We start from the raw sequence: 15,055 nt of genomic DNA, 5'->3' as shown, positions 1-15,055 counted from the left end.
CAACATCCCAAACCTCATTTAACATAATATTGTAATTTAATTCTAAAATATTATCCTTATTTTTGTACGATGATTTTTAAGGAAAGCAGACAACTCAAGAGCTTTATCTCCAAACTGATGTTTGGGATATACTTTTTTGCACTGTTTTCTTCTAGCTTTCACAGTCATGACTCTTCAGATGTTTTTGCAGGTTTCCACTTCAAAAAGTCAGAAAATTCTATTTCCAAAACTGAAGCCAAAGAAAAAGCTGGCGACTGTTTGGCCTGTCACTTTTTAGCCACTGGAAATACCGTTTTACCGCAGGAATTTAGTTTCAATTTGATCAAACATACGCATGAAGCGGAGCAGATTTTAGCTGTACAGGAAAAAATCTGGTCACAAACTAAATTTACATTCCAACTTCGGGGACCTCCCGCAATTTCATAATTCTATTTTTCTCACTATTCATAAGAGTTTTGAGGAATCTTTCCTGAATTAATTAAATTCATTTTTTGTAACACAAAAGTTTCGAAATCGTAGAATTGTAATGTCAAAATTGCAGATCAGATTTAGAAATTCTGATGTCAGCATTTAGCGAAATCAACATCAGAAAAGAAGCGAAGATTTGAAATCTTGTTAGGAATTAGTGCCCATAATCGACTCTCCGATGAGGTGCGAAGCACTAAGATATTGTTAGAAAAAGAGTTCGGGTTCCTTTTCAAAGAGGTGCGAAAGCTCCGAAATATCTGTATGATAATGATTATTTGGGCAGCTTTTGACTTCGTTGAATAGCAAATTCAGATTTTTTATGGCAGCTATTTCCGCCTTCCACTCCCGCTTTTTTGTTATTGCGAACAACGTGGTAAAATTGTTTAGCTGTTGCAGCATCGCAATAACAAAAAGAGCTCCGTTCAAGTCGGGCTGCGTGCAATTCGCTGTTACAAAACATGCTTTAATTTAATTCAAATTTCAACAAAGTACACTGTACTTTTTACATTATACATTTTACAAAAAGTAATGAAAAACATTATAAATCTGATGTTGGTCTTTTTTGGACTGACGTTGGTATCTGCGCAGAAATATACAGTGCAGGGAACGGTTCAGGATTTTCATGACAAAACTATGCTCGAAAATGCTGAGGTCAAGATTGGAGACTTTACCACTAAAACCGATAAAAAGGGAAAATTTTCTTTCCCAAATGTTCCTGCCGGAAATTATCAGCTCGTAGCCAGACATCCGCTCTGCGATGATTATACTGAAAATGTGGGAGTCGACAGAGATTTGCATCTGGCAATAACATTAGAGCATCACGTGGGAGAAATCCAGACCGTGACCATTCACGGAAGTCACAAAACGAAAGGTTCCGTAATTATGACAACTTTGGATAAGTCTGAAATTGAAAGAAATTCCACAGAAAATCTGGGAAATCTTTTGTCCAGAATTTCCGGAGTTTCCTCTTTGAAAACGGGAAATAATATCACAAAACCCGTTATCCGCGGACTTTACGGAAGCCGTATTTCCATCATCAACAACGGTGTAAAAATGGCCGAGCAGGAATGGGGAGTAGAGCACGCTCCAAACATTGATGTGAACGATTTCGAGCACATCGATGTTATCAAAGGTGCATCAGCACTGAAGTATGGAAATGAAGGAGTAGGTGGCGTAGTCGTTCTGGAACCTGCAGTTTTGCCAAAAAAAGATACCATAATGGGAAGCCTGAGACTTTCAGGAATTTCCAATGGTAGAGGAGGCGAGATTGGTGCCAATGTCGCAAAAGCATGGAAGAACCAATGGTTTGTAAAAACGGGCGGTTCGTACAGAAAAACGGGCGATCTGTACATGCCGCATTACACTTTGCAGAATACCGGACAGGAATTTAATTCTTTTAATTTCTCATTCGGGAAACACAGTTTTCTGCAGGGATTTGATGTGTCGTACAGCGGTATCAATCAGGAGTTCGGGATTTACACGGGTGCGCATTTGGCAAGCCCTGAAGATTTCTACAATGCCGTAAATTTCGGACAGTCTTATTATTTAGACAACTTCACTTATGATATCGACAATCCGAAGCAGGAAGTGGCGCATCATATTGCAAAACTTTCAGCATACAGAAGATTTGCGGATTTCGGGAAGCTGACTTTCCAGTACAGTTTTCAGCTGAATAGAAGAAAAGAATATGACATCAGAAGAGGCGAACTGAGCAATCTTCCATCGATGGATTTAAGATTAATTACGCATTCTGCAAGTCTTGTTCATCTTTTGGAAAGAGGAAACTGGAGTCTGGAAAGTGGGATTTCAGGAGCTTTTCAGGATAATTATCCGAATCCTGCAACTAAAGCGAGACGTTTGATTCCTGATTATTACCGTTATGATGCAGGTGCTTTTTCGGTTTTTAAATACAGATTTAATTCAAAATTAAATGCCGAAGCAGCTGTGAGATACGATTTCAGCAGATACGATGCCTACAAATATTATGATTCAGATAAATGGGAAGATAATTATGAGAACACTTTCCCGCAGTTTGTCGTAAGCGAGTCTGGAAGCAGAACTTTAACGAGACCGATTCTTGATTATCATAATTTCTCGGCAAATCTGGGTTTAAATTATAAGCCTCTTGAAAATTTAGAACTAAAACTGAATCTTTCAAGAGCAGAAAGAACGCCCAATCCGGCAGAGCTTTTCTCAGATGGACTGCATCATTCGGCGGCGATTATGGAAGAAGGAAATTTAAACATTCAGAAAGAGACTGTTTACAATGTTAATCTTTCATTAGCTGGGCAGTTTAATGTTTTAAAAGGACTTCATATTGAAGCCAGCCCATATCTGATGGTGTCTGATAATTTTGTCAATCAAATCCCGACAGGCATTTTGAATACCAACCGAGGTGTCTTTCCTGTCTGGTCTTATCAGCAGATCAAAGCGAGAATTTTCGGTTTGGATGCCGATGCGGAATTGGCAATTACGGATCAGTTAAAATGGAAATCAGGATTCAGTATTCTGAAAGGTGACGATCTTTCAAATAACGAACCTCTGATTTTGATGACGCCTGCGAAACTGAGAAATTCAATTCAGATCAATTTAAACCAACCTAAAAATTTCTATGTCAGTCTGGAAAACGAAAACACTTTTAAGCAAAACCGTTATCCAATCAGAAATCTTCCGGTGACGTTTATAAAAGATGGTGTGGAAAGAAATGAAATCGTGGATTTCAGCTCTACGCCGGCAGCTTTCAGTCTTTTTCATGCTTCGGTAGGAGCGGACGTTGTTAAAAATCTGAATCTAAACTTCAGAATCAACAATATTTTCAACACAGATTACCGCGAGTATCTCAACCGCCTCAGATATTATATGTTTGAATCGGGAAGGAATTTTGTGGTTACTCTTAAATACAGTTTCTAATTATCTGAGATTATTAAAAAGAATTCGTATCAAATTTTCAAATCATTTTTCTTGACCCCGAGCCCTAAAGGGAGGAAAAATGCCTTGAAAATTTCATCAAAATTACACCCTTTAGGGACGGGGTAAATAATTTTGATGAAATTCGGGCAAGCTCGTCGAAGCGTTGTCCGTAATTAAAATTAAAAACAAATTATTAAAACTTAAAATTAAATTTAAAATGAAAAAAATATTCAACATTACATTAGTACTTTTCGCAGCATTATTCATCTTCTCTTGTAGAAACGACGACGCAGTTCCTGAAGATGTTCACGAGCACGACGAGATTGGTAAAGTGGTTTTGAAACTGACCGATAAAGCTAATCCATCAGATGTGCAGACGGTGAATGTGATTTCTGGGGTGGCAGATGCTCATTTGCATTTAGAACAGGGTAAAACCTACATCACAGAGCTCGATTTTCAAATCAAACATGAAGATCATTATGATTCTTCAGAGGAAATTGAAGAAGAAAAAGACCAGCATTTCATTACATACAGTCCTGCCAATGCAGATATTACGGTAATCAGGGGTTCCAATGATATTGTGAGAACTGATAATCAGAAGCTTGGTTTGAGAACAGAATGGACAGTCAATTCTACACAGGCAACTGGGAAAATGAACATCAAATTAATTCACCTTCCGGTTTCAGTTAATCAGAATTATCCTTCCGTAACCAATCAGCTCGGGCAGACCCAGGGAGGCGAAACCGACGTTGATATTACGGTTGACGCTCACTAAAATCTGATTCACATCTATTTTATTATCATAAAAAGACATTATTTTGATAGTGTCTTTTTTATTTTAACGTATTATAACAAAAGGAATCGCTTGTTTTAATAAAAAATTCATATTTTTGCAACCTAAAATTTTAATCGATAATGAACGTTACAGCTCAAAATCATGATGATGTAAGTGCATTGCTTACTGTTACATTAGAAAAATCTGACTACAAAGATAAAGTAGAAAAGCAGTTGATGAACTATGCTAAAAATGCGCAGGTTCCTGGATTCAGAAAAGGAAAAGTGCCTTTGAGCATGGTGAAAAGACAATATGAAGCAGGAATTGCTTTTGAAGAAATCAACAAGCAGGTTTCTGATGCTCTTAATAACTACGTAAACGAAAACAAACTGAGATTGGTAGGTCAGCCAGTTCCTCAGCCGGTAAACGAATTCAACCACAATGCAGAGAAAATCGAGGTGGCTTTTGAAGTTGGTTTCGAGCCTGAATTTTCTATCGATCTTGCTAAATATGAAGCGCCTCACTACAAAGTAGAAGCTTCAGAAAAAGAAATCAGCAAAAGCATCGAAAATATGCAGAAGCGTTTCGCAGAGCAGGAGCCTCAGGAAAAAATCACCAAAGATTCTTATGTAGCTCTTGAGATCTCTCAGGTAGTGGAAGAGGGTGCTGAAGGTGAGCATAACCACGCTCCAAAAAGTGCTTTGATCAGTGCAGAAAACAAAGAAGCTTTCAAACTGGTGAAGTCTTTGAAAATGGACGAATCTGTGAAAGTATCTAAAGAAACTTTAACTTCAAATGAAGATCTTGCGAAAGAATTAGGTTTCTCAAAAGAGGAAGCTGAGCACTTACACCACGCAGAAGTAGAGGTAAAAGTTAAGGATTTCTACAGTTTAAAATTAGCTGAACTGAACCAGGATCTTTTTGATAAAGTTTACGGTGCAGACGCAATTAAATCTGAAGAAGAGCTTAAAGAAAAAGTAAAAACAGAATTAGACGAATATTTCCAGCAGAATGCAGACGTACACTTCGTAAACAAAGTGTTGGAGCAGGTTACAGAAAAAGAAGAAGTAAAACTTCCTGAAGCTTTCCTTACGAAATGGTTGGTATTCTCTAATCAGAATGTACAAACTGAAGAGCAGGCAAAAGAAATCCTTGAAGCAGAAAAAAGTCAGTTAAAATATCAGATCATCGAAGGCAAATTAATGTCTGAAAATGATGTGAAAATTGATTACACAGATGTTTTGGGTCAGGCTGAGCAGTTGGTAAGAAATCAGTTGGCAATCTACGGAATCCACCACTTAGGTGACGAGGAAATCCAGAAATATGCTGCTGAAATGTTGAAAGACCAGGAGCAGGTAAGACAGCTATCTTCTGAAGTTGCTATGGCTAAGTTGAAAGACGTAATCCTTGAAAAAGCGACTAAAAAAGAAACTGCGATCTCTCACGACGAGTTTTTGGAAGAATTGAAAAAGTAATTTTTCTATTTTTAAATATATCAAAACCCACCGATTTGGTGGGTTTTGTTGTTTGTTTGTATCCGTTATTGCGAGATGTTGTTTTAAGGCGTCATTGCGAGGCTCAGCCTGTCCCGATTCTTCTGGGAAGTAATCTCTTTCGATAGCGCGGATTTGCGATCCGTGCTTATTTCTAACTTACACTGGTGACTATAATATTTTAATAACGTTCATTGTGTAAAGTCACGGATTGCAAATCCGCGACATCGGGTTAGCACCAGTAGTTTTCGTTTAGCTTGATAGTTTTTATTTTCCGTGAGTTATTTTAATAATTTTATTATCAAACGCATTTATAATTATTAAGAATGTACCGCCTAAATATCCTTTTGGAAGTGTTCCACTTATTACCCAATGATTGTCTATTAAATAAGTTTCGTAAGGTCGTTGTTTAGTTATGTTATCTTTTCCATAAATGCTGAAAAGAATTGCTTCGGCTGTATTAATTGCGGTTAAACTGTCTTTAATAATTACAGATTTATTGTCAATAACATTATGTTGCTCTTTGTCAGTTAGTGCAGATTTTAATTCTTGTTGAGCGTATGATTTTCCAAGAATAAGGCGTTCACTTTTATTTTGCCCACAAGCAGTTGAGGAAATTGTCAGTAGTGCCAAAAAGAATACAGATTTTAAGTTTATCATTCGTATGATTGTTTGTATCGTTTTACTATTGTTGCTAACATTTAGCTTCACGTATTCCGTTAATCCAAACTATATTTTCAATAAAAATACTCAAATATACAATTACAGCAAATTTAATTCATATTGAGGGTCTTCATAATTGTTTTTTATGATTTTGCCCACAGTCATGAGACTTTGCAGCGGCGAAACATCATTTACATCGAGATTTGAAGCTATAGTGTTTTTAATAAAATACACGCTTAGTTTTCAAAATAAAATTGTATCTTTCTGATAATTAAAAAATTAAAGTATGAAAATAAGTTTACTCTTTATTCAAAACCTATCTGTAATTTCAGGTTTTTTGCATTTACAAGGCAGGTTCAAAACTTTGGTAACTGTAGTGTTGATAGCAATGATGGGGTTGATTTCCAATGTTTATGCGCAGACCTCACAAACTGTCCCAGACAGTAATGTTAGCGGTACATTTTTAGGGCCGTTGGCAAATGCAGCAAGAACATATCAGATGCTGATTGATGATTCTCAAGTTGCGAGTCTATCCGGCAAATATCTTACTTCTATTTCTTTCAGATTAAGCGCTTCTGCCAGTGCATCATGGCCTCCGGTGGATGCAACTTACGGGAGCTATGAAATTTATTTAAGTAACGGTGTAGATCCCGCTAACAGGCAGCTTAATTTTTCTGCGAATATCGTGGGAACGCAAACGATGGTAAAATCAGGAAGTCTGGTGATACCGGCAGGATCTTTAACGGCTGGTTCTGATCCCAACGCTTTCAGCTATGCATTAATGTTTGATACCCCTTATCTTTATAATGGAGGAAATCTGATCATTGAAATCCGCCATTTGGGCAGTAATACCACTTCCACATCCACACATTCTGTAACAAGTACAAATACTGGAGCTGGTTATGGAACTCTGTTCTCCGCCTGTTGGCAGGGAACGGGTAACGTAACCAATGGTAATTTTTCCTATGTAAAAATTAATTCTGCTGATACGCTTGGAGTGAAATCTGTAACGTTAGATGATGGTTTATCTGTTTACCCAAACCCGGTAACAGATAATCTGTATGTAAAATCTGCCACAGAGATCACGGAATTAAATATTTATAATTTTGCGGGCCAGAAGTTGATGACGCAAAAAAACAGCGTACCCACACCTCAGCTAAATGTTACCTCTTTGCCCAAAGGGGTTTATATTTTGCAGATGCTGGATAAAAAAGGAAATATCACTTCTACGAGATTTGTAAAACAATAAAAAAGTAATCTCTCAAGGAGATTTTTGGAAGAATTGAAGAAGTAATTTTCTCTTTTTTAATATATCAAAACCCACCGCCTTGGTGGGTTTTGTTGTTTGTATTCGTTATTGCGAGATGTTGTTTTACGGCGTCATTGCGAGGAACAACCTGTCCCGATTCTTCTGGGAAGCAATCTCTTTCGATAGCGCGGATTTGCAATCCGTGCTTATTTCTAACTTACACTGGTGACTCTTATATTTTAATAACATTCATTGTGTAAAGTCACGGATTGTAAATCTACATCATCGCTTTTTTTTAGGATTCAAAAAAGATAGTATAGATTAAGTAAATGTGTATTAATACTGCGATAATTACAGGTAATGTAAGAGATTTTGCTCGATACTCAGTTGAATCCTTAAATAAATTCTCTTTAATAGCTATTAATCCAAGCGCTCCAACTCCAGAAAGAAATATTCTAAGTGAATATCTACCGTATTTTACGTCACCAATATAGTTCATTATAATTACTTGAGAGGTTGAATATACAATTCCAAATACTAAAGTTACGATAGCGGCTTTAGTTCTCTTTAATTTGATGAAGTTATAAACTTGTAAAAATGAACCTAAAATTACCCCTACAAGTAAACAATAAATCCAAATTACTCTATTCGTATATAGTTCTACTGCATTTTCATCTTCCGAGTAATTTTTATCCCAACCATTATTTTTAATTTCTTCATATTTTGATTCACTATCTTTTTTGTTTTCAATTAAATTTTGAATTTGTTCATTTTCTATTTCAGTAAATGTTCTTCCTCTAGATTTTAATATTTCATAGGCAATTTCAATTGCATCAGCAACAAATCTACTTTCGGTTTTTATATACTTTTCAAGTTCAATATTACTTAATTTTTCTAGTACTTTTCTTTTAACCATATTCTTGGAAAAACTTTCTGCTAACATTCAGCTTCACGCATTGCGTCAACTATAATTTCAATAAAAATATTCAAATAAACAATTACAGCAAATTTAAATTTACATCAGGAACAGAAAACCTATCCCGCCAAGTATCCCAAAACCAATCTACAAATCCAAAACTTCGATAGTGCAAATTTAATATCTTTGCTTAGTACATACAGTCGCAGTTCAAATCCGCGTTGTAGGGTTTTGCTGTTTTTTAGTAAACCACAATGTTACGCTTAATTTTCATCCACTTTTACCAGCTCACTGAGTACAGGAATCTCGTTCTGTAGATAATCTGATTCTTTTGCTACAATGGTATACACAATTTTTTCCTTTATATATTTGTAATCAACTGTAAGAGCCGAAAACTGACGGGTAAATTTGATTTCTTTATCGATATCCCCAATCTTATCTTTTGCAATTTTCAGATAAAAGAAATTCAACGTTTCAATCTTTTTTTCAGGCTCGTAATAATCATTCTTTCTTTCTCTAAAGCTAAATACAATTAAGGGAAACTGAGCCCCAACGATATAATGATTTCTTCCGGAAAGTTCAATTTCATTGGTGGTGATGTTTCGTTTAAGGTTTATTTTTTCAAAATAATTGCCACCGTTCCTGAAATGTAAAACTTCAATTTTGTCTGCAGGGATGTCTTTATCAAACTTTACTTTGAATTTAAAATCTGTACTTCCGGAAGCCTGAGCATGAATGAAGACAGATACTAAAAGTGTTATGAGTATCAAAAAGTTTTTAGATTTCAGCATTTTATTTCAGTTTAATGATGATCAAATATAGAGATAAGATGATTTAAAAGAAATGAACAATGGGTGTAGCGAGGATTTGACTTGCTGAATAATTGTATTTAGAGTTATAAAGCGCGTCTTTTCGGAAATTCAAATTCCCTATCTTTACCCACAAAATTTAATTTAAAATGAAAAAAATCATTCTTCCATTTATATTGATTCTCACGCTTTCCGAACCATTTTCAGCACAGAAGATAAATTCCACATCAGGAGCATCATCTGCAAGCTCTCAAATGACCGCTAAAAAAGTTATAGATAATTATCTTACAGCATTGGGTGGCAGAGCTAAACTTGAATCTTTGAAGACGATCATTATTGAGAATACCATGTCTGCACCAAATGCGGAGGTAAAGATGACAACAAAAAAAATGGGAAATAAATTCAACTCAGTTCAGGATATCATGGGAACTAAAGTGAGCCAGGTTTTTGATGGTAAAAGGGGGATTTTGGAACAGAAAGGAATGAAAACGGAAATTCCAGCCATGACGATATCCGATCTTAAAACTAAAAGAATGCTGGATGCTCTCAATTATGAAGCGTCTACCTTTACAGGAGTTACATCAGAACAGATAGATGGTAAAAACTACCATGTTCTTACTTCAGCCAAAGGCAGGTATTTTTTTGATGCCGCCACCGGTCTTCTTTATAAATCCGAAATCAACGGAGGCAGTAATTCTACAGTTAAAAGTTACATGACTGTTGAGGGAATCAAATTTCCGGAATTAGTGGAAGCAGACAGGAAAGGACAAACAATTTCTATCAAAACCACAAAAATTATTCTGAATTCCGGTGTTTCTGATGCGGATTTTAAAACAGACTAAGTTTACTTATGATGTTTAAACCTTCATATTAATATCGTAAAGAACTCACTATGATCCGGAAACTCTTCCGGTTTTTTATTTAACTATATTTTAACTCACCGCCGTGTTTAATTTTCTTTTTGACGTGAATAATTTTTTTAATTTTATCACGTTAACTAAAACGTATCAAAAAAAATCAAACATGAAAAAAATTTTATCGTCCGTAGCGGCAGTAGTTTTAATGTCGTCTATGGCTTTTGCTCAGGATATCCCAATGGATCCTTCTGTAAAAACAGGTACTCTTCCGAACGGGATGAAGTATTACATCAAAAAAAACACTTTACCGGAGAAAAAAGTAGACTTCAGACTGGCAATCAACGCCGGATCTATTCTTGAAGACGAAAACCAGAGAGGTCTTGCTCACTTTATGGAGCACATGAACTTCAACGGAACCAAAAACTTCCCTGATAATAAGCTGGTGGATTTTCTACAGTCTATCGGTGTGAAATTCGGACAGCACTTAAATGCTTACACAAGTTTTGACGAAACGGTCTACATGCTTCCTGTACCATTAGACAAGCCGGGAAATCTGGATTCCGGTCTGAAAGTAATGGAAGACTGGGCTTTCAATGCAACCCTTACTGATGAGCAGATCAACAAAGAAAGAGGTGTGGTTTTGGAAGAATTGAGGTTGGGCTTGGGTGCAGACAAAAGAATGTCTGACAAGTATCTTCCTAAGATGCTCTACAAATCACAGTACGCCAACAGACTTCCTATCGGGACAAAAGAGGTTCTTCAAAACTTTAAGCCGGATGTCATCAGACAGTTTCACAAAGACTGGTACAGACCGGATCTGATGGCGATTGTTGTAGTGGGAGACATTAACGTTGATGAGGTTGAAAAGAAGATTAAAGATAATTTCGGTAAATACAAAAACCCTTCTAAACCGAGAGAAAGAAAAGTATTTGATCTTCCAAGTCACAAAGAAACTTTGGTAGCGATAGAAACTGATCCTGATGCAACCAATTCTATGGTTCAGTTTATTATGAAAGATTCAGATGCTTATCAGCCGGATGTAACGGTTCAGCAGTACAATGAAAGTTTAGTGAAAAATCTGGCTTCAACGATGCTGAATAACAGATTACGTGAATTAATTAATTCTAATAATCCTCCATTTACTTTCGGATCTGTTTATCACGGAGGAACTTACGCAAGAACCAAAGAAGCTTTCCAGGGGTTTGCAATGGTAAAAGAAGGAACTCAGATTAATGCTTTGAAAGTGCTTTTGGAAGAAAGTGAAAGAGCCAGAAAGTTCGGGTTTACTCAGGGTGAATTAGACAGAGCAAAAGCTCAGATCATGTCTAACGTGGAAAGAACGTACAACAACCGCGACAAAACTGAAAGCGATGTTTTGGTTGACGAATACGTAAGAAATTTCTTAGAAAAAGAGCCAATGCCGGGAATCGCATGGGAATATGAAGATACAGAAACATTTTTACCCTCTGTAACATTGGCCCAGACTAACGATATCATCAAAAAAATGGTTACGGACGACAGCAGAGTAATTGTAATCACAGGTCCCAAAAAAGACAATGTTACAATGCCTACGGAAGCTGCTGTTCTGAAGGCTTTTGACGATGTGAAACTGGCTGATCTGAAACCTTACGAAGAAAAAGCTGCAGTTAAAAATTTGGTAAAACCATTCAAATCTGACGCTAAAATTGCCAAAACTGAAACCGATGCAAAACTGGGAACTACAACCTGGACTCTAAGCAACGGAGCGAAAGTTACTTTCAAAAAAACTGATTTTAAAGATGATGAAATTGTTTTCACAGCAAGAAGTCTGGGTGGAAGTTCTTTGATTAATGATGCAGATTTTAATAAGACACAGTTTGCATATTCTGCTTTGGCTGAAGCTGGTGTAAATGGTCTGTCTAAAGGAGATCTTACCAATTATCTTGCAGGAAAGCAAGTGAGTGTAAATCCATTTATTGGTAATTTAACAGAAGGAATCAACGGAAGAACGACACAGAAAGACCTTCCTGCTGCCATGGAAATGGTGTATGCTTATTTCACAGGTTTAAATTACAGTCCGGAAGCTTTTGGTGCTTTCAAAACCAAGCAGTCTGCTATGCTGGATAACATGTTGTCTAATCCGCAATTCTATTTTTCAAGCGAGCATGCTAAATTTATGAATCAGAAGAACCCAAGATTCGTGGGAATTATTCCTATGGAAAAAGAATGGGCAGCGACAGATTATAAGAAAGCTTATGATATTTACAAAGAAAAATTCGGCAACGCAGGAAATTTCCATTTCTATTTCGTAGGAAATGTGGATGAGGCTAAATTGAAAACTGAAGTTCTTCAGTATATTGGAAGTCTGCCTTCTACAGGTAAATCAACCACTTTTAAAGATACCGGCTACAGACAGACCACCGGAGACTTCACGAAAACCTACAAAAAAGGTAAAGATCCTAAAAGTATGGTAACGATTTCGTACGCTGGAGAAACTCCTTACAATGAAAAAGAAGCTATTGCATTAGAAGCATTAGGCGAAGTGGCTACCATTAAAGTAATAGAAAAATTAAGAGAAGACGAGAGTGGAATCTACGGCGGCGGTGCAAGAGGAAGTATGAGCAAAGTGCCTTACAATATGTACAGTTTCAGTTTGAGTTTCCCGTGCGGTCCTGAAAATGCAGAGAAACTTACGAAAAGTGCAATCACAGAACTTCAGAAATTGATTGATAAAGGCCCGGAACAGAAAGATCTTGATAAATACAAAGAAGGCGAGTATAACGACGACAAAACCAATATGAAAGACAATGGATATTGGATGAACAATCTGGCTAAAAACCAACTTGACGGCAGCGACAGATATGAAATCCTGAATTATCAGGAAAAAGTAAAAGCACTTACGGTGAAAGACCTTCAGGATGTAGCAAAAAAATATCTTACTAAAAACAGAATTGTTGCAATGCTAATGCCTGAAGACGGCTGGCAGAATGCTCCAAAAGCAGAATCCCCAGCAGCTGTAAAAGCCACTGTAGCGAAATAGTTTTTGTACGGTTACAAATGAAAAACCCCCGCAGATAATTCTGTGGTGGTTTTGTTTTTTATTAAATTTTCTATTGATTATTATTGGTAATTGTATCGGTAGTTGTATTGGTAATGGTATCGATAAATGATAATAGGATTGCATCCTATTCTTTATTAAATCGTCCCTTTGGGACTTTCATGTGCTGAGATTTTTGAATCTTTCTTCTCCACCACAAAAATTTCTATAAGGTCGTTAATACTGTAATTTACCACTAAACCACTAAACCACTAAACCACTAAACCACTAAACTATTAAAACACTCAAACTCTTTAACCCTAAGACTCTCCAACCCTCAAACTCTCCCACACAATCACGCTCCATACTCCTTCTTCCACTCCTCGGCAACGTCGCTCAAGGTCGTGTAAAAATCTTCGCCATACTTTCTCGTCAGTGGAGTTTTAAGGAATTTATATACGGGAACCTGCAGTTCTTTTCCCAAAGCACAGGCATCGCTGCAGACCTTCCACTCGTGGTAATTAAGAGCAGAAAATGTAGAATATTCTGTAATTCTGATAGGGTAGAGGTGGCACGAAATAGGTTTCTGCCAATCCACGGCGCCGTCTTCATAGGCTTTTTCGATTCCGCATTTTGTGATGCCTCTTTCGTCAAAAGTTACATAGGCGCATTCGCGGTTTTCCACCATAGGAGTTACGTACATTCCGTCTGATGGATCGGTAGTCCAGGTTCCCTGCTCGTCTAAAGCTTTGATGCCTTCAGCGGTGAGATAAGGTTTTACTTTATCGTAAATTCGGTCTAAAATCTCAAGCTCATTTTGATCTAAAGGTGCTCCCACGTCTCCTTCCACGCAACATGCACCTTTGCATTTTGAAAGGTTACAGACAAACTCTTCAGAAAAAATATCTTCAGAAATTAATTTATCATCTATTTGAATCATACTTTTTTAAATTAAATTAATTGAAGTTCCAGCACCGCTCTGTAGCTAATAAGACTTATTATAATAAGCCAGAAACTTACCTCTTTCATCCAGTATTTGGGCATAAATCTCAGCATTCTGCTTACTATTATGGTAGACGGAAAGGCAAGCAGCATCAGGTACTCATAATTTTTATTCATGTATAAAATTATAGTTACAAGCTGAGCCAATGAAAAAACAAGCAGAAAGGTATATTTGTAACGGCTTACAGGGCTTTTTTGATTGTAATATTTAAAATGGTCATACAGCGCATAAATCAGCATCAGCGCAATAGGTGTGAGGGGGAGAAGGGTCTGGTAATCTTCATTGAGCCACATTTTGCCGAAGGGAAAGTAGATGGCATTCCACTCTCTCATATCCAAAAAATATGCGACTGAAAAGTAACTGAGCATAATTAAAATTACTCCCAGCAGAAATCTGAAAATATTCAGCCCCACACGCTCTGAAGTTGCAATAACGTGGATGAGTACAAAAACTGCCATAGGCCACGTTGTAGGAAGGAAAATAAAATTCAGCGATATGATAGCTCCCACCAAAACATAAGATTTTTTTCTCAGATCCTCATTGGTGCTTGTAAGTAGAAGCAGAAGGAAAGAATTGGTAAGCAAAGCTACTGCAACACCCAGGTCAACATGACCGGGATAAAGACCGAAAATGAAAAACGTATAGAGTAGAAGTGGCAGATGTGTATGGTAATTCAGCGCAATGCTGTTGAAACAGAAATAAGCAAGGGCAACACCTAAAAAAGTAATTGCCGTTGTGACAGCACCTAAAGTACTGAAATCAAGAATATTGAATATGATTACGATTAAAAGAAGAAAGCCAATGTAAACAGGAATTGAAAAAATATTGCTTTCTTTTGAAAGTAATCTAAACATTTTTTATAAATTTGTGCAAAGTTAATTTAAAAAAGGAAAATA

The 15,055-nt window shown here is 36.7% G+C and carries 12 protein-coding genes; 7 read left to right on the top strand and 5 right to left on the bottom strand.

The window, feature by feature from the left end:
• Positions 1-117: 117 nt before the first annotated feature.
• The 4 genes from ASG31_RS14460 to ASG31_RS14440 all read left to right on the top strand — a co-directional run bounded on the left by ASG31_RS14460 (position 118) and on the right by ASG31_RS14440 (position 5,628).
• Complete coding sequence (locus ASG31_RS14460; protein WP_231433762.1) at positions 118-426, top strand: hypothetical protein; 309 nt, start codon at positions 118-120, stop codon at positions 424-426.
• Between the two features lie 570 nt (positions 427-996).
• Entirely contained in the window at positions 997-3,378 is a 2,382-nt protein-coding gene (locus ASG31_RS14450; protein WP_056034159.1) for a TonB-dependent receptor, read from the top strand.
• Between the two features lie 217 nt (positions 3,379-3,595).
• Positions 3,596-4,153: a hypothetical protein gene (locus tag ASG31_RS14445; protein WP_131725560.1), complete on the top strand. Its 558-nt coding sequence runs from the start codon at positions 3,596-3,598 to the stop codon at positions 4,151-4,153.
• Positions 4,154-4,293: 140 nt separating this feature from the next.
• Positions 4,294-5,628, top strand: coding sequence for a trigger factor (locus ASG31_RS14440; RefSeq protein ID WP_056034153.1), 1,335 nt, complete (start codon positions 4,294-4,296; stop codon positions 5,626-5,628).
• A 285-nt stretch (positions 5,629-5,913) separates the two neighbouring features.
• On the opposite strand, the gene ASG31_RS14435 is transcribed toward ASG31_RS14440, so the two are convergent.
• Complete coding sequence (locus ASG31_RS14435; RefSeq protein WP_157844475.1) at positions 5,914-6,279, bottom strand: NTF2 fold immunity protein; 366 nt, start codon at positions 6,277-6,279, stop codon at positions 5,914-5,916.
• A 316-nt stretch (positions 6,280-6,595) separates the two neighbouring features.
• Between ASG31_RS14435 and ASG31_RS14430 the strand changes: the two genes are divergently transcribed.
• Entirely contained in the window at positions 6,596-7,558 is a 963-nt protein-coding gene (locus ASG31_RS14430; RefSeq protein ID WP_082504595.1) for a T9SS type A sorting domain-containing protein, read from the top strand.
• Positions 7,559-7,853: 295 nt separating this feature from the next.
• Here ASG31_RS14430 and ASG31_RS14425 read toward each other — a convergent pair whose 3' ends face one another.
• Positions 7,854-8,501 carry a hypothetical protein gene (locus tag ASG31_RS14425; protein WP_056034146.1) on the bottom strand — a complete coding sequence of 216 codons (648 nt, stop codon included), beginning with the start codon at positions 8,499-8,501 and terminating at the stop codon, positions 7,854-7,856.
• Positions 8,502-8,737: 236 nt separating this feature from the next.
• Positions 8,738-9,244, bottom strand: a complete 507-nt coding sequence (locus tag ASG31_RS14420; RefSeq protein WP_131725559.1) for a hypothetical protein — start codon at positions 9,242-9,244, stop codon at positions 8,738-8,740.
• A 188-nt stretch (positions 9,245-9,432) separates the two neighbouring features.
• Here ASG31_RS14420 and ASG31_RS14415 point away from each other — a divergent pair, with 188 nt between their 5' ends.
• Together ASG31_RS14415 and ASG31_RS14410 are read left to right on the top strand one after the other, a co-directional pair.
• The gene (locus tag ASG31_RS14415; RefSeq protein ID WP_056034142.1) at positions 9,433-10,125 is read left to right on the top strand and encodes a hypothetical protein; all 693 of its coding nucleotides are present in this window, start codon (positions 9,433-9,435) and stop codon (positions 10,123-10,125) included.
• 181 nt (positions 10,126-10,306) lie between these two features.
• Entirely contained in the window at positions 10,307-13,159 is a 2,853-nt protein-coding gene (locus ASG31_RS14410; protein WP_056034733.1) for a M16 family metallopeptidase, read from the top strand.
• A 352-nt stretch (positions 13,160-13,511) separates the two neighbouring features.
• Here ASG31_RS14410 and ASG31_RS14405 read toward each other — a convergent pair whose 3' ends face one another.
• Together ASG31_RS14405 and ASG31_RS14400 are read right to left on the bottom strand one after the other, a co-directional pair.
• Positions 13,512-14,096: a DUF3109 family protein gene (locus ASG31_RS14405; RefSeq protein WP_056034139.1), complete on the bottom strand. Its 585-nt coding sequence runs from the start codon at positions 14,094-14,096 to the stop codon at positions 13,512-13,514.
• 11 nt (positions 14,097-14,107) lie between these two features.
• Complete coding sequence (locus ASG31_RS14400) at positions 14,108-15,013, bottom strand: DUF6427 family protein (RefSeq protein WP_056034136.1); 906 nt, start codon at positions 15,011-15,013, stop codon at positions 14,108-14,110.
• Positions 15,014-15,055: the final 42 nt, after the last annotated feature.

This window comes from Chryseobacterium sp. Leaf404 (genome assembly GCF_001424145.1).
In the GTDB taxonomy this organism is placed as follows: domain Bacteria; phylum Bacteroidota; class Bacteroidia; order Flavobacteriales; family Weeksellaceae; genus Chryseobacterium.
This window is presented reverse-complemented; position numbering and strand designations above follow the sequence as displayed.

Excerpts from the sequence above, each read along its gene's own strand:
- ASG31_RS14400 (WP_056034136.1), bottom strand. The coding sequence starts at position 15,013 with ATGTTTAGATTACTTTCAAAAGAAAGCAATATTTTTTCAATTCCTGTT.
- ASG31_RS14405 (WP_056034139.1), bottom strand. The coding sequence starts at position 14,096 with ATGATTCAAATAGATGATAAATTAATTTCTGAAGATATTTTTTCTGAA.
- ASG31_RS14410 (WP_056034733.1), top strand. The coding sequence starts at position 10,307 with ATGAAAAAAATTTTATCGTCCGTAGCGGCAGTAGTTTTAATGTCGTCT.
- ASG31_RS14450 (WP_056034159.1), top strand. The coding sequence starts at position 997 with ATGAAAAACATTATAAATCTGATGTTGGTCTTTTTTGGACTGACGTTG.
- ASG31_RS14440 (WP_056034153.1), top strand. The coding sequence starts at position 4,294 with ATGAACGTTACAGCTCAAAATCATGATGATGTAAGTGCATTGCTTACT.
- ASG31_RS14445 (WP_131725560.1), top strand. The coding sequence starts at position 3,596 with ATGAAAAAAATATTCAACATTACATTAGTACTTTTCGCAGCATTATTC.
- ASG31_RS14415 (WP_056034142.1), top strand. The coding sequence starts at position 9,433 with ATGAAAAAAATCATTCTTCCATTTATATTGATTCTCACGCTTTCCGAA.
- ASG31_RS14425 (WP_056034146.1), bottom strand. The coding sequence starts at position 8,501 with ATGTTAGCAGAAAGTTTTTCCAAGAATATGGTTAAAAGAAAAGTACTA.
- ASG31_RS14430 (WP_082504595.1), top strand. The coding sequence starts at position 6,596 with ATGAAAATAAGTTTACTCTTTATTCAAAACCTATCTGTAATTTCAGGT.
- ASG31_RS14460 (WP_231433762.1), top strand. The coding sequence starts at position 118 with ATGTTTGGGATATACTTTTTTGCACTGTTTTCTTCTAGCTTTCACAGT.